This window comes from Bacillus sp. FSL R5-0523 (genome assembly GCF_037975295.1).
Lineage (GTDB): Bacteria > Bacillota > Bacilli > Bacillales > Bacillaceae > Bacillus > Bacillus subtilis.
Map to the genome: position 1 here is coordinate 1134437 of NZ_CP150251.1, position 20175 is coordinate 1154611.

16 protein-coding genes are annotated in these 20175 nt (G+C 47.0%); 8 read left to right on the plus strand and 8 right to left on the minus strand.

The annotated features are described in order from the left end of the window. The 5 genes from addB (at position 1) to hlpB (ending at position 12138) form a co-directional block, all read left to right on the plus strand. Entirely contained in the window at positions 1-3501 is a 3501-nt protein-coding gene (gene addB, locus NYE53_RS05825) for a helicase-exonuclease AddAB subunit AddB (protein ID WP_339247704.1), read from the plus strand. After that, on the plus strand, positions 3488-7186 hold the full coding sequence (gene addA, locus NYE53_RS05830; protein WP_339247706.1) for a helicase-exonuclease AddAB subunit AddA: 3699 nt from the start codon (positions 3488-3490) through the stop codon (positions 7184-7186). The genes addB and addA overlap by 14 nt, the downstream gene beginning before the upstream one ends. Before the next feature lie 71 nt (positions 7187-7257). Next, positions 7258-8433, plus strand: coding sequence for an exonuclease subunit SbcD (gene sbcD / locus NYE53_RS05835; RefSeq protein ID WP_339247707.1), 1176 nt, complete (start codon positions 7258-7260; stop codon positions 8431-8433). Then, a complete protein-coding gene (gene sbcC / locus NYE53_RS05840; RefSeq protein ID WP_339247709.1) occupies positions 8430-11822 on the plus strand; it encodes an exonuclease subunit SbcC in 3393 nt (1130 codons plus the stop codon). Before sbcD ends, sbcC begins: the two co-directional genes overlap by 4 nt. 13 nt (positions 11823-11835) lie before the next feature. Continuing rightward, complete coding sequence (hlpB, locus tag NYE53_RS05845) at positions 11836-12138, plus strand: HNH nuclease-like protein HlpB (protein ID WP_064671212.1); 303 nt, start codon at positions 11836-11838, stop codon at positions 12136-12138. Between the two features lie 36 nt (positions 12139-12174). Here hlpB and NYE53_RS05850 read toward each other — a convergent pair whose 3' ends face one another. The 8 genes from NYE53_RS05850 to NYE53_RS05885 form a co-directional block, all read right to left on the minus strand. Next, the gene (locus tag NYE53_RS05850) at positions 12175-12393 is read right to left on the minus strand and encodes a spore germination protein (RefSeq protein ID WP_003233096.1); all 219 of its coding nucleotides are present in this window, start codon (positions 12391-12393) and stop codon (positions 12175-12177) included. A gap of 31 nt (positions 12394-12424) precedes the next feature. After that, entirely contained in the window at positions 12425-12826 is a 402-nt protein-coding gene (locus NYE53_RS05855; RefSeq protein WP_010886467.1) for a spore germination protein GerPE, read from the minus strand. Then, entirely contained in the window at positions 12826-13002 is a 177-nt protein-coding gene (gene gerPD / locus NYE53_RS05860; RefSeq protein WP_014476380.1) for a spore germination protein GerPD, read from the minus strand. The genes NYE53_RS05855 and gerPD overlap by 1 nt, the downstream gene beginning before the upstream one ends. Continuing rightward, complete coding sequence (locus tag NYE53_RS05865; RefSeq protein ID WP_014476381.1) at positions 12999-13616, minus strand: spore germination protein GerPC; 618 nt, start codon at positions 13614-13616, stop codon at positions 12999-13001. The genes gerPD and NYE53_RS05865 overlap by 4 nt, the downstream gene beginning before the upstream one ends. A 23-nt stretch (positions 13617-13639) precedes the next feature. Beyond that, complete coding sequence (gene gerPB, locus NYE53_RS05870) at positions 13640-13873, minus strand: spore germination protein GerPB (RefSeq protein ID WP_003233090.1); 234 nt, start codon at positions 13871-13873, stop codon at positions 13640-13642. 14 nt (positions 13874-13887) lie between these two features. Continuing rightward, positions 13888-14109, minus strand: a complete 222-nt coding sequence (locus tag NYE53_RS05875) for a spore germination protein (RefSeq protein ID WP_003233088.1) — start codon at positions 14107-14109, stop codon at positions 13888-13890. A gap of 421 nt (positions 14110-14530) precedes the next feature. Beyond that, a complete protein-coding gene (yisI, locus tag NYE53_RS05880) occupies positions 14531-14701 on the minus strand; it encodes an aspartyl-phosphate phosphatase YisI (protein ID WP_003233086.1) in 171 nt (56 codons plus the stop codon). A gap of 145 nt (positions 14702-14846) precedes the next feature. Further along, positions 14847-15770, minus strand: a complete 924-nt coding sequence (locus NYE53_RS05885) for a CotH kinase family protein (protein ID WP_339247712.1) — start codon at positions 15768-15770, stop codon at positions 14847-14849. A gap of 154 nt (positions 15771-15924) precedes the next feature. Here NYE53_RS05885 and NYE53_RS05890 point away from each other — a divergent pair, with 154 nt between their 5' ends. From NYE53_RS05890 to wprA, 3 genes are all read left to right on the plus strand, one after another. Continuing rightward, a complete protein-coding gene (locus NYE53_RS05890; RefSeq protein WP_339247715.1) occupies positions 15925-16830 on the plus strand; it encodes a fumarylacetoacetate hydrolase family protein in 906 nt (301 codons plus the stop codon). Positions 16831-16945: 115 nt separating this feature from the next. Then, positions 16946-17302, plus strand: a complete 357-nt coding sequence (locus NYE53_RS05895; RefSeq protein WP_003244937.1) for a YisL family protein — start codon at positions 16946-16948, stop codon at positions 17300-17302. A 167-nt stretch (positions 17303-17469) separates the two neighbouring features. Then, on the plus strand, positions 17470-20163 hold the full coding sequence (gene wprA, locus NYE53_RS05900; RefSeq protein WP_339247718.1) for a cell wall-associated protease WprA: 2694 nt from the start codon (positions 17470-17472) through the stop codon (positions 20161-20163). The last annotated feature ends 12 nt before the right edge of the window (positions 20164-20175 follow it).

Genomic DNA, 20175 nt, shown 5'->3' on the forward strand with positions numbered 1-20175 from the left:
TTGGGAGCAGAGTTTTTAGTAGGCAGGTCCGGGAGTGGAAAAACGAAGCTGATCATCAACAGCATTCAGGATGAATTGCGCCGGGCTCCATTCGGGAAGCCGATCATTTTTCTAGTCCCGGATCAAATGACGTTTTTGATGGAATACGAGCTTGCTAAAACGCCTGATATGGGCGGGATGATACGCGCTCAAGTGTTCAGTTTTTCACGATTGGCCTGGCGCATCCTCCAGCATACGGGAGGAATGAGCAGGCCGTTTCTGACGAGCACCGGCGTACAAATGCTCCTGCGGAAGCTCATAGAGGAGCATAAACAGGAGTTCAAAGTCTATCAAAAAGCGAGTGACAAAAGCGGGTTTACCGCACAGGTTGAGCGGATGCTGACAGAGTTTAAGCGCTATTGTCTGGAACCGGAGGATATCCGCCGGATGGCGGAAAGCGGAACGGCTTCCGAGTATCGCGGAGAACGTGTTTTATCTGAAAAGCTCCATGACTTATCAATTCTGTATCAGCAAATGGAAAAAAGCCTTGCAGACCAATATCTTCACTCTGAGGATTATTTGACATTGCTGGCAGAGCATATCCCGCTTGCGGAAGATATAAAAGGCGCCCATATCTATGTGGATGGCTTTTATCAGTTTACACCGCAGGAATTCAGGGTGTTGGAGCAGCTTATGGTTCATGCGGAGCATATCACGTTTTCGCTCACAGCGGACAAGCCGTCATATGAGCGGGAGCCGCATGAACTGGAATTGTTCAGAATGACGGGGAAAACCTATTACCGCCTGCATCAGAAGGCGAAGGAACTGAATTTGGACATTACGTATAAAGAGCTGAGCGGGACTGAGCGGCATACAAAGACGCCGGAATTGGCGCATCTAGAGGCACAGTATGAAGCGCGTCCAGTCATTCCATACGCAGAAAAACAAGAAGCCCTTACTGTGATGCAGGCCGCAAACAGACGAGCTGAGCTGGAAGGCATTGCCCGGGAAATTCACGCCCTAGTCAGAGAGAAGGGATATCGCTATAAGGATGTAGCAATTCTTGCGCGCCAGCCGGAAGACTACAAGGATATGGTGAAGGAAGTTTTCGCAGATTACGAGATTCCTTATTTCATTGACGGAAAAGCATCTATGCTGAACCATCCGTTAATTGAATTTATCCGGTCAAGCCTTGATGTTCTGAAAGGGAATTGGCGTTATGAAGCGGTGTTTCGCTGCGTGAAAACCGAACTGCTATTCCCGCTCAATGAACCGAAGGCCAAAGTGAGAGAACAGGTCGATCAGCTCGAAAATTACTGTATCGCCTATGGTATTAAAGGCGACCGCTGGACAAAGGGCGATCGTTTCCAATACAGGCGTTTTGTGTCATTGGATGATGATTTTGCGCAGACTGATCAGGAAATCGAAATGGAAAACATGTTGAATGACACCCGCGATTGGATTGTTCCGCCGCTTTTTCAGCTTCAAAAACGCATGAAAAAAGCGAAGACGGTTCAAGAGAAGGCGGAGGCGCTCTATCGTTATTTAGAAGAGACGGATGTGCCGCTGAAGCTGGATCAGGAAAGGCAGCGTGCTGAGGATGACGGCAGAATCATTGAAGCGCAGCAGCATCAGCAGGCGTGGGACGCAGTCATTCAGCTGCTTGAGGAGTTTGTTGAAATGATGGGAGATGATGAGATTTCCCTTGATTTGTTTCAGCAAATGATAGAAGCCGGAGCGGAGTCGCTTACATTTTCTCTAATTCCGCCTGCGCTTGACCAGGTGTTTGTCGGCAATATGGATTTGTCCAGAATGTATGGCACCTCCTGCACCTTTGTGCTCGGGGCAAACGACGGCGTTCTGCCGGCACGCCCTGATGAAAACGGGGTCCTGTCGGATGATGACCGGGAATGGCTGAAAACGATTGGGGTTGAGCTATCCTCAGGCGGACGGGAGCGTTTGCTTGATGAGCATTTCCTCATCTACATGGCGTTTTCAAGTCCGTCTGACCGGCTTTACGTATCGTATCCGATTGCTGATGCGGAAGGAAAAACGCTTTTGCCGTCGATGATCGTTAAGCGGCTGGAAGAACTGTTTCCATATCATAAGGAGCGCCTGTTAACAAATGAACCTGAACAGGTTAGCGATGAGGAACAGCTGATGTATGTCGTGAATAAAAGCGTGGCACAGTCCTTTACCGCGAGCCAGCTCAGGTTATGGACCCGGGAATACGACATCAGCGACGTCTGGTGGAGCACGTACAATGTGCTGATGAGTGAGCCGGACAGGCTGCAATCGAAAAAGCTGTTCTCAAGCCTGTTTTTCCGGAATGAAGTGAAGCAGCTTGAACGCAGCGTGTCGAGACAGCTCTATGGTGAACGCATTCAGGGCAGTGTATCGAGAATGGAAACCTTTAACGCGTGTCCGTTTTCCCATTTTGCGTCACACGGGCTGCATTTGAAGGAACGGCAATTCTTCAAGCTTGAAGCACCGGATATCGGCCAGCTGTTTCATTCCAGCTTAAAGCTGATTTCAGACAGGCTGCGTGAGCAAAAGCTGGATTGGCGCGATTTAACGAAAGAGCAATGCGAGCTGTTTTCCTATGATGCGGTAGAACGGCTGGCACCGAAACTGCAAAAGGAAATTCTGCTCAGCTCAAACCGGCATTATTATGTGAAGGAAAAACTGCAAAAAATTGTGACACGTGTGTCCGGCATTTTAAGCGAGCATGCGAAAGCGAGCGGATTCGTACCGATCGGGCTTGAACTGGGCTTTGGAGGAAAAGGCCCGCTTCCGCCGCTGACCTTTCAACTGAAAAACGGCTGTACGATGGAACTCGTCGGGCGAATTGACCGTGTTGATAAGGCTGAAAGCTCAAAAGGCCTGCTCCTCAGGATTGTCGATTATAAATCAAGCGACAAAGGCCTTGACTTAGCGGAAGTATATTACGGATTGGCACTGCAAATGCTGACGTACCTTGATTTATCGATTACACATTCAGCTGACTGGCTCGGGATGAGGGCGACGCCTGCCGGAGTGCTGTATTTCCATATTCATGACCCGATGATTCAATCTAATCTCCCGCTTGGGCTTGACGAGATTGAACAGGAGATCTTTAAGAAATTTAAAATGAAGGGCTTGCTCCTCGGTGATCAGGAAGTGGTTCGCCTCATGGATACAACCCTTCAAGAGGGACGTTCAAATATCATAAACGCCGGCTTGAAAAAAGACGGATCTCTTAGATCAGACTCGGCAGCAGTCGGTGAAAAGGAATTTGATCTTTTGACAAAGCATGTGCGCCGCACCTTCCAGGAAGCTGGCGAACAAATCACCGACGGGCGCGTATCCATTGAGCCGTACAAAATGAAGAACAAGACGCCGTGCACATACTGTGCGTTCAAATCAGTATGCCAATTTGATGAATCACTGGAAGAAAACGAGTATCGCCCATTAAAGGCTGAAAAGGACAAGACAATACTTGAGTGGATAAAAAAGGAGGCGGATGGCAATGAACATTCCTAAACCGGCAGACAGCACATGGACAGATGACCAATGGAATGCCATTGTTTCAACCGGCCAGGATATTCTTGTGGCAGCGGCTGCGGGCTCTGGTAAAACCGCTGTGCTCGTTGAACGAATGATTCGGAAAATCACCGCGGAGGAAAACCCAATAGATGTAGACCGTCTTCTCGTTGTGACATTTACAAACGCCTCAGCGGCAGAGATGAAGCACCGAATCGCAGAAGCCTTGGAAAAAGAGCTTGTACAGCGGCCCGGCTCGCTGCATATCAGACGCCAGCTGTCTCTTTTAAACCGGGCCAGCATTTCGACGCTTCATTCCTTTTGCCTGCAAGTGCTGAAGAAATATTACTACTTGATCGATCTTGATCCGGGCTTTAGGATAGCTGATCAGACGGAAGGCGAGCTGCTCGGTGATGAAGTGCTTGACGAGCTGTTTGAAGACGAATATGCAAAGGGTGAAAAGGCATTTTTTGAGCTTGTTGACCGCTATACGACAGACCGGCACGATCTGGATCTGCAATTTCTCGTTAAACAGGTGTACGAGTATTCCCGATCCCATCCCAACCCCGAGGCGTGGCTGGAAAGCTTTGTTCATTTGTATGATGTATCAGAAAAGAGCGCCATCGAGGAGCTGCCGTTTTATCAATATGTCAAAGAAGATATTGCAATGGTGCTTAACGGGGCGAAGGAAAAGCTCTTGCGCGCGCTTGAGCTGACGAAAGCGCCGGGCGGCCCGGCGCCGCGTGCTGACAATTTTCTTGATGATCTTGCGCAGATTGATGAACTGATTCAGCATCAGGACGATTTCAGTGAACTATATAAGCGGGTGCCCGCCGTCTCTTTTAAGCGTGCCAAAGCAGTAAAAGGGGATGAGTTCGATCCAGCGCTCCTTGATGAGGCGACAGATTTGAGAAACGGTGCAAAAAAACTGCTTGAAAAGCTCAAAAACGACTACTTCACGCGAAGTCCTGAACAGCACTTGAAAAGCCTAGCCGAGATGAAGCCTGTCATTGAAACGCTCGTACAGCTTGTCATCAGCTATGGAAAACGATTCGAAGCTGCGAAACAGGAAAAATCAATCATCGATTTTTCTGATTTGGAGCATTACTGTTTAGCGATTTTGACAGCTGAGAATGACAAAGGTGAACGTGAGCCGAGCGAGGCTGCGAGGTTTTATCAGGAACAGTTTCATGAGGTGCTCGTTGACGAATATCAGGATACCAACCTCGTGCAGGAATCGATTCTGCAGCTCGTCACAAGCGGTCCGGAGGAGACTGGTAACCTGTTTATGGTAGGAGATGTCAAACAGTCGATTTATCGATTCAGGCTTGCCGAGCCGCTTCTTTTCCTCTCTAAATACAAACGGTTTACAGAGAGCGGAGAAGGCACGGGGCGGAAAATCGATTTAAATAAAAATTTCCGAAGCCGGGCTGATATTTTAGACAGCACAAACTTTTTATTTAAACAGCTGATGGGCGGCAAAATCGGTGAGGTCGATTATGACGAGCAGGCTGAGCTGAAGCTTGGTGCAGCGTATCCGGACAATGACGAGACGGAAACAGAGCTGCTGCTGATCGACAACGCAGAAGATACGGATGCAAGCGAGGAAGCAGAAGAGCTTGAAACGGTGCAGTTTGAGGCAAAAGCCATCGCTAAGGAAATTCGCAAGCTGATTTCATCGCCATTTAAGGTGTATGACGGAAAAAAGAAAACACATCGCAATATTCAATACCGAGATATCGTGATTTTGCTCCGTTCGATGCCGTGGGCTCCGCAAATCATGGAGGAGCTGAGAGCACAGGGCATACCGGTTTACGCCAATTTAACGTCAGGCTATTTCGAAGCGGTCGAAGTCGCCGTCGTGCTTTCTGTGCTGAAGGTAATCGATAATCCGTATCAGGATATACCGCTTGCCTCTGTGCTGCGCTCACCGATTGTCGGAGCAGATGAAAACGAGCTGTCTTTGATCCGGCTTGAAAATAAAAAAGCGCCGTACTATGAGGCGATGAAAGACTACCTGGCTGCTGGTGACCGGAACGATGAGCTTTATCAAAAGTTAAATACGTTTTACGGACATCTGCAAAAATGGCGCGCGTTTTCGAAAAACCACTCAGTATCTGAGCTGATTTGGGAAGTGTACCGCGACACCAAATATATGGATTATGTCGGCGGGATGCCGGGCGGAAAACAGCGCCAGGCCAATTTGCGTGTTCTTTATGACAGGGCGCGTCAATATGAATCAACGGCATTTCGCGGCTTGTTCCGTTTCCTGCGGTTTATCGAACGCATGCAGGAGCGGGGCGATGATCTTGGTACGGCGAGAGCGCTCAGCGAGCAGGAGGATGTTGTCCGCTTAATGACGATCCACAGCAGCAAAGGGCTCGAATTTCCAGTCGTGTTTGCAGCAGGTCTCGGCCGGAATTTCAACATGATGGATTTAAATAAATCGTACCTGCTGGATAAGGAGCTCGGATTTGGCACGAAGTATATTCATCCGCAATTACGCATCAGCTATCCGACACTTCCGCTCATTGCGATGAAGAAAAAAATGCGCAGGGAGCTGCTGTCAGAGGAATTGCGTGTTCTCTATGTTGCATTAACGAGAGCGAAGGAAAAGCTGTTTCTGATTGGCTCATGTAAGGATCATCAGAAACAGCTTGCAAAATGGCAGGCATCCGCGTCCCAAACTGATTGGCTTCTGCCGGAATTTGACCGCTATCAGGCGAAAACGTATCTAGATTTCATCGGCCCGGCTCTTGCCAGGCACAGAGACTTGGGGGATTTGGCTGGTGTGCCAGCACACGCTGACATCTCAGGCCACCCGGCTCGTTTTGCCGTTCAAATGATCCATTCCTATGATTTGCTTGATGATGATCTGGAAGAAAGAATGGAAGAAAAAAGCGAGCGCCTAGAAGCGATCCGCCGAGGTGAACCAGTTCCCGGCTCGTTTGCGTTTGATGAAAAAGCCCGCGAGCAGCTGAGCTGGACATACCCGCATCACGAGGTGACGCAAATTCGGACAAAGCAATCGGTTTCTGAGATCAAAAGAAAAAGAGAGTACGAGGATGAATACAGCGGCAGGGCCCCTGTAAAACCGGCTGATGGAAGCATTCTGTACAGACGTCCCGCTTTTATGATGAAAAAAGGCCTGACAGCGGCAGAGAAAGGGACTGCCATGCATACGGTTATGCAGCATATCCCGCTGTCACATGTGCCGTCGATAGAAGAAGCTGAGCAGACGGTTCACAGGCTTTATGAAAAAGAGCTTCTCACTGAAGAACAAAAAGACGCTATTGATATAGAAGAAATCGTGCAATTTTTCCATACGGAAATCGGCGGACAGCTGATCGGCGCAAAGTGGAAGGACAGGGAAATACCATTCAGCTTAGCGCTTCCGGCCAAGGAGATCTATCCTGATGCACAGGAGGCAGATGAGCCGCTTTTAGTGCAGGGTATCATTGACTGTCTCTATGAAACTGAGGACGGATTATATCTATTGGATTATAAGTCGGACCGGATTGAGGGCAAATTCCAGCATGGATTTGAAGGAGCGGCCCCGATCTTGAAGAAACGATATGAAACGCAAATTCAGCTGTACACGAAGGCAGTGGAGCAAATTGCAAAAACAAAGGTAAAGGGATGTGCGCTTTATTTCTTTGACGGAGGGCACATTCTGACATTATAGCGAGATCCAAAAGCTCCGGAATTTCAGGCGGAGCGGGTCTCGTTTTCTATATAAAAGAGAGGTGAAAGCATTTGCGGATTTTACATACGGCTGACTGGCATCTTGGAAAAACGCTTGAAGGAAGAAGCAGGCTGAGTGAACAGGCCGATGTGCTGGATGAATTGAATACGATTGTAAAGGATGAGCAGATCGATGCCATTGTAATGGCGGGGGATGCATTTGACACCGTAAACCCGCCAGCTTTAGCCGAGCAGCTGTTTTATGAAAGCCTGTCTGCGCTTAGCGACAGAGGAAAGCGCCCGATCGTTGTCATTGCCGGAAACCACGATAATCCTGACCGTTTGTCCGCCGCTTCACCGCTGACACATGAAAACGGCATTCATTTAATCGGTTATCCGACAACAGAGCCGATTCATATTGAAGTGCCTTCAGCAGGAGAGCTTTTGGCGGTTGGAGCGCTGGCGTACCCATCTGAAGCGCGGTTAAATGAAGTGCTATCCGATACGTTTGATGAAAAGCTGCTCCGTGATCACTATGATGTGAAAATCAGGCAGGCGTTTGAGCATATGACAAGCCGGTTCCGGAACGATGCAGTGAAGATTGCCGCCAGCCATATTTATGTGGCAGGCGGAAACCAAACCGATTCAGAGCGGCCGATTGAAGTCGGCGGTGCATACACGGTGGCGGCTGAAAGCCTGCCGGCAGATGCCGCTTACGTTGCGCTCGGCCATTTGCATCGCCCGCAAACAATCAAGCGGGCGCGGACGCTTGCGCGTTATTCAGGATCTCCGCTCGCCTACAGCTTTTCTGAAGCGGGCTACGCTAAATCAGTGACGATTGTGGACGCCAAGCCTGGGGAAGAGGCCACTTGGCAAGAGGTGTTATTATCAAGCGGCAAGCCACTTGTGAAATGGAAAGCGGCAAATGGCTTAAGCGAGGTGTACAGCTGGCTGGATGATGGCAGGGATCAGAATGCCTGGATTGACCTGGAAATCCGTGTCGCGGACCAGCTGTCACTTGAAGAGATTCACAGGCTGCGGAAGGCGCACCCGGGCTTTATCCATATCAGGCCGGTTTATGAAGAACAGAACAAAGAACGGGAACGGATTGAGGTTAAGCATGTCTCAATCGAAGACCGGTTTAAGAAATTTTATGAAAAACAAACTGGGGGCGCGGTGCCGGATGAAGAAATGGTGAAGCTGTTTTTAGAGCTTGCATCAGGCGTTGAAGAGGAGGATGCGAAATGAAGCCGATCGCCTTAAGCATTAAGGGGCTCCACAGCTTTAGAGAGGAGCAGACGATAGATTTTGAAGGCCTTTCCGGTGCCGGTGTTTTCGGCATTTTCGGCCCGACAGGAAGCGGTAAATCCTCTATTCTCGACGCAATGACGCTTGCTTTATACGGAAAGGTGGAACGGGCGGCGAATAATACGCACGGTATCTTAAACCAGGCGGAAGATACGCTGTCTGTTTCCTTTACCTTTGCGCTTCAGACGAATCACCAAATCTCATACAAAGTCGAGCGTGTGTTTAAGAGAACGGATGAAATGAAGGTAAAAACGGCACTTTGCCGCTTCATCGAAATCAAGGATGAGCATACGGTGCTGGCTGATAAAGCCAGCGAAGTGAATAAAAGAGTTGAGGAGCTCTTAGGACTGACGATCGACGATTTTACGAGAGCGGTGGTGCTGCCCCAAGGGAAGTTTGCTGAATTTCTGTCTTTAAAAGGGGCAGAGCGCAGGCATATGCTTCAGCGTTTATTTAATTTGGAGCAATATGGAGACAGGCTTGTGAAAAAGCTGAGACGGCAGGCGCAGGAAGCCAATGCGAGAAAAAATGAAATGCTTGCTGAACAGTCCGGTCTCGGTGAGGCGAGCTCAGAGGCAGTGGAGCAGGCTGAAAAGGCTCTCGAACAAGCTGAAGCCCAGCTGGAAGCGATGAGGAAGAACCGTGATCAGGCGAAGGAGCGGTTTACAGAGCATCAGGAGATATGGAATGTCCAAAAGGAAAAATCCGCTTATGAAGAAGAGGAAAAACGTCTCGCAGAAGAACAGCCGCATATAGACAGCATGCAAAAACGCCTGCTGGAAGCAGAAACAGCAGCAGCCCTTAAGCCCTATGCGGACCGGTACGCAGAAGCGATCCAGCATGAGGAGCAAGCTGAAAAGGAACAAACGCTAGCCCAAAAGGATTTAGCAGACCGGACAGCTTTCTTTCAGCAAAAACATGAAGAGTATGAAGCGTGGCGCCAGCATAAAAGCGAGAAAGAGCCTGAGCTTTTAGCCAAACAGGAACAGCTTTCACGCTTGCAGGAAATCGAAATCAAACTGAGTGAGGCCAAGCAAGAGGAAGAGCGCAAAAAGGCTGACCTCCGGCAGAAAGAAGAGGCTCATCAATCTGTCATGAATGAATTAGAGACCGTAACAGACCGCCTGACACGAGGGCAAAACAGACAGACAGAATTGAAACAGCAGCTCAAATCCCTGCAGGTGACATCCGATGAGCGAAAAAGCTGCCAGCAGGCCGCAGAAATGGCATTGCGCATCAGACAAACCGAGGAGCAAATCAAAAAAGAGAAAAAACGAAGTGACGAATTGAACTTCGTGCTGCAGAAGATAAAGGAAGAGAAGAATACACTCGTTCAAAAGACGGAAGCGGAAGAAAACAACATCATTCAGGCATATGAGGCTGTACAAACTGTGTACCATTTGGTGTGCGAAACGGAACGCTCATTAACACGTATGACTGAAGAGACTAGAAAGAATCAACACACGCTTCACTTACAGCGTGAAAAAGCAAGGGTGGCACTGCTGACAAAAGAGTTAGCCCAAAAGCTGACTGCCGGAAAGCCTTGTCCGGTATGCGGTTCAACCGATCATGATCCATCTGCCTCAGTACATGAAACGTATGAAGCCGACAGCCATCTTGAAGAGGACATCAAACGGACAGATGTGTTATTGACGGAAGCTGCAGCTCTCAGCCAGGAGATTCTTTCAGCCAAAATTACGCTTGAAGAACAATCCGCGCGCTTTATTGAACAGTGTCCGTTTTTGCAGACAATTCAAGCGCAGAACCTTGAAGCGGCAGCTTCCTTCGAAAATCAGCCGGTGTATGAAGCATTTGAAACTGCCAAATTTGAATGGAAACGAATCAAGCAGGACATTCTTTCTGTTAAGACAAGAATGGCACAAATGATCGGCGCCTATCAGGAGTCTTTAAAAAAGGCCGATCAGCTTAATGAAAAAATCGGTTTTGAAAAAAGAGAAGCTGACCGTATTGAAAGCATCATCACTGAGCTTCAATCCTCAATGGACAGCAGTCTGAACATGTTTAAAGAAGCATTTCAGAATCAATCTGTGGACGAAGCAGAAAAATGGCAGCAAGCCATTGAAGAAAAGGACCGGGCTGCAGAAGAATGTGAAAAACGAATTGAGAAGAGTATTGCGTTTCTTGCTGAGCATGAAGCACAAAAGGAAAAACTGCGGGAATCTGGACACCGGCTTGAGCGGGAAAAGCTGGAGCTTCATTATGCGGCTGAACGCATCAAGAGCGTGATAGCTGATTATGAGCACGAACTCGGAGATTATGCAAAAGGAGATTCGATTCAAATCAAACTCCGCTCTGTCCAGCAGGATCTAAAGCTGTTAAAAGAAAAAGAACAATCTTTATATGAAGAACTGCAAAGCGCCCAAATGAAGCTCAACCAGGCGAAAAGCCGCGCTTCGGCAAGCGAGCTCACTCTTCAAGAGGCGAAGGGCAGATTGGAAAAAGCAAAAGCTGCTTGGCTTGAGCATACAAAAAACACCTCCATTACCCGGACTGAGGAGGTTGAACAAAGTCTCATCCCAGCCGATGAACTTGAAAAGATGAAAACCGGCATAGACCAGTTTATGGATAAACTGAAGCAAAATGCTGCAAACTTAAAACGAGTAGCAGAGATACTTGCCGGCAGAGCATTATCAGAGAGCGAATGGAACGAAACCGTTGCAGCATTACAAGAAGCTGAGGACGCATTTGGCGCTGCTATAGAGGAAAAAGGCGCGGCAGCAAAAGCACTGGCTGTCATTCGCGACCATCATAAACGGTTTAATGAAATTGAAGCTGAACTGAAAAAATGGCAGACGCATATCGACAGGCTGGACAAGCTGCAAGCTGTGTTTAAAGGCAATACCTTCGTCGAATTTTTAGCTGAGGAGCAGCTTGAAAGCGTTGCGAGGGACGCCTCAGCAAGACTCAGTATGCTGACAAGACAGCGCTATGCCATCGAAGTAGATTCAGAAGGCGGCTTCGTGATGCGGGATGACGCGAATGGAGGCGTAAGACGCCCGGTTTCCAGTTTGTCTGGAGGAGAGACCTTCCTCACCTCGCTTTCACTTGCTCTTGCGCTGTCTGCGCAGATCCAGCTTCGCGGGGAATACCCGCTTCAGTTCTTTTTCTTAGATGAAGGCTTCGGCACACTGGATCAAGATCTGCTTGATACGGTTGTAACGGCCTTGGAAAAACTTCAGTCAGACAATCTGGCTGTCGGTGTCATCAGCCATGTGCAGGAACTGCGTGCACGGCTTCCGAAAAAGCTGATTGTCCATCCGGCTGAACCGAGCGGCCGCGGTACGCGGGTATCACTTGAGTTGATGTAAGGGAGGAGCGGATATGGCAAAGCAGACTGCCGGAATATGTGAGCTGTGCGGCCGGAGCGATGTCCAGCTGACAGAGCATCATCTCACACCGAAAGAGGAAGGCGGAACGTTTTTGCCGACAGCGATGCTCTGTATTCCTTGCCATAAACAGATTCATGCCTTATATACCAATCAAGAGCTCGCTGTACGTTTAAACAAAATGGCTGAACTCAGAAGCGATCCAGAGCTTGCCCGGTTTGTCAAATGGATCAGAAAACAGCCGCCTGAGAAGCTGATCAAAACAAAGAAATCAAATGAACGAAAAAAGAAAAAATGACTAAAAAGCAGCCCTCTCTTTGCAGAGCGGCTGCTTTTATCCGTTTCCAACCATATCCTGATCGTTGACATCGGGGTCTATATAATTTGTCGCGTTGACTGCATTATTTAATAGAAGGAAATCTCCCGTGTTTCCTGCTCCCGAACCGAGCGCAGATTTTGAAGAGCTTTTCGGAGAAAGGTAAAAGGAATCACCAAAGTTTACGACTCCGCCCGATATGGAATTGATAGCTATAGGCCCGACAATTGCTGGCATAAACGACACCCTTTATCGAAGTCTCTGTTTATTATATGTTCTTGGCGGGCGATTGTGAGCGCGGAGACTGAATCTGTCTGATATGTTTGAGTCTCGCATCACCGCGGATAAGCGAAGCTGATCCGGCATGTAAAACAGAAGAGGCTGACACCCCTTGAATTTTGATGCTGCGAACATAAATAGCCGGCACCTCGTGGCAAAACGCGCTTTGTACACCTGTTTCGGGGAGCGGCTTCACTGCCTGCTGCTGAAAGATCTGATACTCCTTTTTGTTAAATGAGCCTTCATTATGGTAAAACGTGGACAGAGAACGCTGCACAGCAAATACTTTTACACTCATATCGATTTCATTTGTGTCGCCAACTTGAAACACACTTGCGATCCCGAGAGAATTAAACTTAACTAGTCTGATGCGCGATATGCGTTTAAGCATTATTCTGGCGCAATCGGAGCAAACGGCCCGATGATAAGAGATTCAGGCGGTGTATCAAAAATAGAAGACAGGTAGATGGATTCAGTGTCTCCGATGTGGAAAACGGAGGAACTGGACACACCGTTCATCCGGATGTCCCCGACTTCCAAGCTGCGGTTGATGACTGTAAAGATCATGCTTGCTCATCTCCTTTCATTTCTGATGGAATATGCTCCAGAAAGTGTTCTACAGCGCGGATGACATCACGCTTCACATGCTCAGCGATATGTTCTGCATATTGTGCAGGCGGTGTATTTTCTTCTTTTTTGATATGGGACATATAATAGTGAATCCGGCTGTCCATTTGTTTTCTGATGTCTTCAATAACATGATGTCTGTTTGTATCGTCAAGTCTGCTGTCATATTGGTTTTCAAGCTGTTCCAAAATATCTGGGATTTCCTCGGTTAAGTACATGTCGACATTCTGGCGGATCTGCTGCATGAGCTGAGCGCTCTCTTCCTGCTGCATCATCCCGATTTGCGGTGTCGACTGGCTGACTTCAAAGTTTTGGACGCTGTTCGGGTCAGTCGGATTTAAGCCGATATTCAAAGTTCCGTCGAGCCTTTCGATTTTCAGCTGATCAAATTTATACTCCACACGCTCAATGGTAGTGGCCGGCCGCTGTTTCATCGTATTCATTTCAGTTTGAATCTCTTTCAGCTGACGTTCGAGCTGCTGAATGTGAATCGCCTGCTGCTGAACGAAGGAATTCAAGTTTTGCAGGTAAGAGGAAACAGATTGATCATACATGTTCTTTCACCTCTTTCATATGATTAACGGCCAGGAGGCTGGAGCGGGACCAATGAACCTGTGTCGGGCTCCTGCAGCTGGAGCGGTTGCCCTGAGCCAGAAACTTCTGGTGCCGGTTCTACATAACTTCCTGTATTATACAAATTTGACAGAGACTTGATTGATCCGGCGCTCCCGATTTGCAGAATGGAGGAGTTGCTGATTGATTCCAGCCGGAGATAGTTGATTTGAATGGTTTGATTAATATAGAAGTTCATGAGCCTCACTCCTTTTACGCATTGGCCACGATCGGCTGATCAACCGCATCATTGTCATACACATTCGTCGCGTTTTGATAATTCATCACCTTGAGGCTGTCGCCGGTATTAAAGCTGCCAGCACCGGCAAACGTTCTGACCTGAGCCTGAGGAGAAATCGTAATGCAGTCCCCGATGTGAACGACTCCGCTCGTACCAATCGCATTAATTTTAAACGCTCCGACAATGGCCGGCATACGAGCACATCCTTTGTTGAAAAATTGAAAAAAGACAGGTAAAGTGAAATGACAATTCTGATTTCAATTGGGCTATTCACGATAGCTTATGACAAACGCACATATGTGTGAGAGAAATTTAAAGGGGATATATCGGCTTTTGATGAAAGCGTTTTATTTTTTGGGCCGTTATGTTTAAACATGGTAAAAGAGGATGTTGGGTATAAATTGAGCGGAAATGCGGCGAAGGATGCCGCTATCCGCCTATGGTGATTTTTGTTTATTTCTTTGGTGTTTTTGCGTGTAGAATGCTTTTTGGAGTATGTCGTGCTGCGGTATTCGATTTTTGGGCGGGCACATTCTCGCCCTGAGGTATATCTCAGAAGTGCTGAGCAAAAAGCGGAGTTACATGTGGTGTATTCTAATTGTTATAGAAAATGATTTACATACGGGAGTTTTCAAGATATCTCCCAAAAATCATTTCTTCTTTAATCCGGGTATTCAGCAGGATATCCAGCTCTTGGCTGCATTGAATCGTTTCTTTTGAATTCATGCCGTATTTTTGTGCGGTTTCAATTAGTGTGATCCTCATTTCTTCAATTTTACTGTTCATTACGCTATCTCCAATTCTAGATTTTATTTTGATATAAATACAGGATATCGTTAGTATAACCTATTTTGGCTCAAAAGGTTGCCTTTCGTCAATTTGACTAAAAAAGCGACAATTTTTGCTGCGGCCTTTTTTAATGGAGAAAGGACTAAAGTCTTGCTAAGTGTGCTTGCAAAAAGTCCTGCCGTTCCTCAATTTCTCTAAGTATGTTGGTCTGCTCCTTTTCGATCTGAAAGGGGCTTTTTTTGATAAAAGGATCATCAGCAGCACTTTGACAAATGTCAAGGTGCCATTCGTTGATGAGAGGAGATAATCGTTCAATAGTAAACGACCGCTTCAGCACGTTTTTCATTAAGGTGTGATATTGCGACCTGAAGGCGGGAATGGATAGAAGCCTTGACGAAAGCGTCTTTCCTTTTGTCAGAAGCGGGTCTTCTTCATACCATTCTTGTACGGCAAGCGATCTTGTCTCCATCGGGGAAACGTAAAGCCGACCGGATTCGTTTAAACAAAATGTGCAGTAAAAGCCTTGATTGGTGCAGGCGTTGCCGATCAGCCACAAAAAAAACAGCTTGACATCCAGATACAATTTAATCCTTTCAGCCAATTCGTCATCTCCGGCTGTGCGGATCAGTATGAAAAATTCATGTAAGAATGCCGAGGAATCATTGTTAAAAAGGGACAATGGAACCCTTGGATCGGCCGTCTTCACTCCGTAACTCCTTTTACCGGCTGGCTGATGGTTCTTGATGTTCAAATAAATGCCTTCAGGCTGGCCATTGATGGTCAGAAAGCTGTACGAGGCAACGGGAGCAGGTACGCCGATCTGGTCAAAAAAACAATAGGCGAGTCTGCGCCGCATCAGGGACGGATCATCCTGTTCTGCATTCAAAAAAAGTGTCCTTTCACCAAGCAGAGACTGTTCCCAGCTGATTTCATAGGATGCCTTTTCCGCTCTGTCACGCTGTGTGAGAAGAATGGGAGAAACAGATCGATCTGTTACGAAAAGCCCCTTGGCAGTACCTTTACTTTTCAGCTGCTCCCGATGAAAAAATAAATGCACGCGCTCCATATTCTTTCCTCCTTCTCAAAACGACATTTGTATGATATGTAGAGCAAGCCCGTCCTGAAACGAAATGAAAACGGAATTGAGAAAAAGGGATTTCAGCATTCGACAGAGAATACTTGAAGGAGCATTCTGATTTAAAAGATGATGGAGGAATAACATGAAATTTGCGACAGGGGAACTTTACAACCGAATGTTTGTCGGCCTGATCATTGACGATGAGAAAATTATGGATTTGCAAAAGGCTGAAAAAAAACTGTTTGAACTTGAGACGATTCCGGGATCGCTGATTGAATGTATCGCAGAAGGGGATAAATTCGTTGCGCATGCAAGGCAGCTGGCCGAGTGGGCAAAGAAACCGAATGATGAGCTGGGATCATTTATGTATTCATTATCTGAGGTGAAGCTCCATGCACCCATTCCGAAGCCATCAAAAAATATCATCTGCATCGGCAAAAACTACCGGGATCACGCGATTGAAATGGGAAGCGAGGCTGATATTCCGGAGCATCCGATGGTATTTACAAAATCGCCGGTAACGGTTACTGGGCATGGTGATATCGTAAAGAGCCATGAAGAGGTTACCACTCAGCTTGATTATGAGGGAGAACTTGCTGTCGTGATCGGAAAAAGCGGGACCCGCATTTCAAAAGAAGATGCATATGACCATGTTTTCGGATATACGATTGTGAATGATATCACGGCGCGTGATCTGCAAAAAAGGCATAAGCAGTTTTTTATCGGAAAAAGCTTGGATACGACATGTCCGATGGGGCCCGTGCTTGTACATAAATCATCTATTCAGGAGCCAGAGCGCCTCAAGGTTGAAACAAGAGTCAACGGCGAGCTGCGCCAATCCGGTTCGGCAAGCGATATGATCTTTTCCATTCCGGAATTAATTGAAACCCTCTCAAAGGGGATGACGCTTGAAGCGGGCGACATTATTGCCACCGGTACGCCGTCTGGTGTCGGCAAGGGGTTTACGCCTCCAAAATTCTTGCGGTCAGGTGACAAAATTGATATTACAATTGACCCGATCGGAACGCTGTCAAACCAAATTGGCTGAATAAAACTCGAGGGCGGACCCGGACCCGCCCGTTTTTTCTGATAATCATCTTTGTGGCAGAGGACAAGTTCATGGTACTATAAGTGGGGTAATTTATCTGATAGGGGGAACATATATGACACACCTACATATTACGACATGGGTGGTAGCGCTGATTCTGCTTTTCGTCAGCTACTCGCTGTATTCGTCAGGAAGTGCAAAGGGCGCAAAAATCACTCATATGATTCTGCGGTTATTCTATATCCTTATTATTTTGACAGGAGCTGAGCTGTTTGTCCGTTTCGCCAACTGGAACGGAGAATACGCCGGCAAAATGATTCTGGGCATTATCACCATCGGCCTGATGGAAATGCTCCTCATCCGCAAGAAAAAAGAAAAATCAACAGGAGGCCTGTGGGTCGGCTTCGTCATTGTCCTTTTGCTGACAGTGCTGCTCGGTCTGCATTTGCCAATTGGTTTTCAATTGTTTTAATAGAAAAACCTATGAACCCGGCTCTTTGATAGAGTTGGGTTTTTTTATATTTATCCCCTCATATTCCAAATCATTTAAAATAACCTTAAAATTCCCTGTAAGCGGTATCTCGTCCTATGAAATTATGATACCTTCAAGGAGATTCATTATTTTGCAGGAGGGATAACATGAAACGCAGAAAATTCAGCTCGGTTGTGGCGGCAGTGCTTATTTTTGCACTGATTTTCAGCCTTTTTTCTCCGGGAACCAAAGCTGCAGCGGCCGGCGCGATCGATCAGGCGGCTGCTCTGGAAAACGGCAAAGAGCAGACAGGCGCCATGAAGGAGCCGGAACAGGTGAAATGGTACAAAGTGATCCCGAGAGCAACGGATATTCAGAAAAACTCACATATGGCACTGACCGTCAAGAGTGATTCAGTACTGAATGTATCTGTATATCCAAGTAAGGAAAAAGCGCTTAAAAATGAGACGTTTGAGATGTACCGTTCTTTCACAGCGGAGGATGGAAAAAGCGAAGTCATTTTTCCATACGCGTGGAGCGGCCCTTACTATGTAAAAGTTGAATACCTCGGAGAAGAAGAGCCAGAAGACGGCGGAACGGCAGAAGCAGCTGCAGAAGCTGCAGAAGCCAAGTATACGATCGGGTATAAAGGCACCAAAAAACAGCCGTCAGATTTAGAAGAGGAAGAAGCTTGTCCGGTTGAAATGAGTGTCGATCAGAAGAAATCAGGAAAAGGCATACTGGATAAGCTGAGAGCGATTCGTGATGAGCAGCTGAGCCAAACAGCAGAAGGCAAAGAACTGACAAGCCTTTATTACAAAGCAGCACCGTTTATCGTTGCAAAACTCGCACTCAATAAAACAGCAAGAAATGAAATCTATCAGGATCTTGTGACATTAAAGCCGTTATTTGACGATGTGTCAGAAAACGGAGCATCATCTTCGTATAAGGTCACTGAAAAGGAGCAAAAAGCAATCAACCGGCTATATGATAAAGCTTTACAATCAGTCCCGTCATTCCTTAAAGAGGAGATAAAGAAACAAGCGGACCGACTAAATATGAAGCAGCTGCAAGGCAAAACAGCCGGAGCCATTTTAACAGAAAACAATATTGCAGCAAAAAGTGAAATTCAGACAACAAAGGTTATTTTCAAGGTGAAGGACAATAAAAGCCTCTCATCCGTACATAATGAAATGAAGGGCTTTTCTGCAAGCGCGCAATCGAAAAAAGACATATCCAATGTGAAAAAGGCAAAGAAACTGTTTGACAATCTGTATTCATTTGAACTTCCGAAAGACGAGAAACAGAACGGCGCATATACGGCAAGCGCCAAAAGGGTCAAAAGCGCTGCTGCGACACTATCCAAGATGTCCAATGTAGAGTTTGCGGAACCCGTGCAGGAATACAAAAGCCTGGCAAACGATATTCAGTACCCTTATCAATGGCCGCTTAAAAACAACGGTGAAAACGGCGGTGTCAAAAATGCGGATGTGAAATATGAGCCTGCCAACACATTGCTGTCCAAACGCAAGCTTAACGATACACTCATTGCAGTAGTAGACACAGGCGTAGACAGCACGCTTGCTGATTTAAAAGGAAAAGTAAGAACAGATCTCGGACACAATTTTGTCGGACGGAATAACAATGCAATGGATGATCAGGGGCATGGGACGCATGTCGCAGGCATTATTGCGGCCCAAAGCGATAACGGCTATTCAATGACTGGATTGAATGCCAAAGCAAAAATCATCCCTGTAAAAGTGCTTGATTCCGCAGGTTCCGGAGATACTGAACAAATTGCTCTCGGCATCAAATATGCTGCTGACAAAGGAGCAAAGGTGATTAATTTAAGTTTAGGCGGAGGCTACAGCCGCGTGCTTGAATTTGCTTTGAAGTACGCAGCTGACAAAAATGTCTTGATTGCCGCAGCCAGCGGGAATGATGGAGAAAATGCCTTATCTTATCCTGCATCTTCTAAATATGTGATGTCAGTCGGCGCAACGAACCGCATGGATATGACCGCTGATTTCTCTAACTATGGAAAAGGTCTGGACATCTCTGCTCCAGGGTCTGATATCCCGAGCTTAGTGCCGAACGGAAATGTCACGTACATGAGCGGAACGTCTATGGCGACGCCGTATGCTGCCGCTGCTGCAGGATTGCTGTTTGCTCAAAATCCTAAGCTGAAAAGAACAGAAGTTGAGGATATGTTGAAAAAGACGGCAGATGATATTTCCTTTGAAAGTGTCGATGGCGGAGAAGAAGAGTTGTATGACGATTATGGCGATCCGATTGAAATTCCGAAGACACCTGGTGTAGACTGGCATTCAGGCTACGGGCGGCTGAATGTCATGAAGGCTGTCAGCGCAGCTGATTTACAGCTTAAGGTCAACAAGCTGGAAAGCACTCAAACAGCTGTCAGAGGAAACGCGAAGGAAGGCACACTTATCGAGGTGATGAACGGCAAAAAGAAACTCGGCAGCGCCAAAGCCGGAAAAGACAATGCGTTCAAGGTTAATATCGCGACTCAAAAACAGGATCAAGTACTGTATGTGAAAGCAACAAAAGGCGATGCGAAAACATCGTATAAAGTTGTCGTCGTCAAAGGAAAACCTTCCGGCACACCGAAAGTAAACGCGGTGAAAACGAAGGATACGGCAGTAAAAGGGAAGGCAAACAGCAAAGCGATGATCAGAGTGAAAAACAAATCAAAGAAAGTCATTGCTTCTGCCAAAGCTGACGCAAAAGGAACGTTTTCGGTGAAAATCAAAAAACAAAAAGCCGGAACGGTGCTGTACGTCACGGCTGCGGATACAGATAAAAAAGAAAGCAAGGAAGCAAAAGTTGTTGTTGAAAAGTAACCAAAAAGCGGT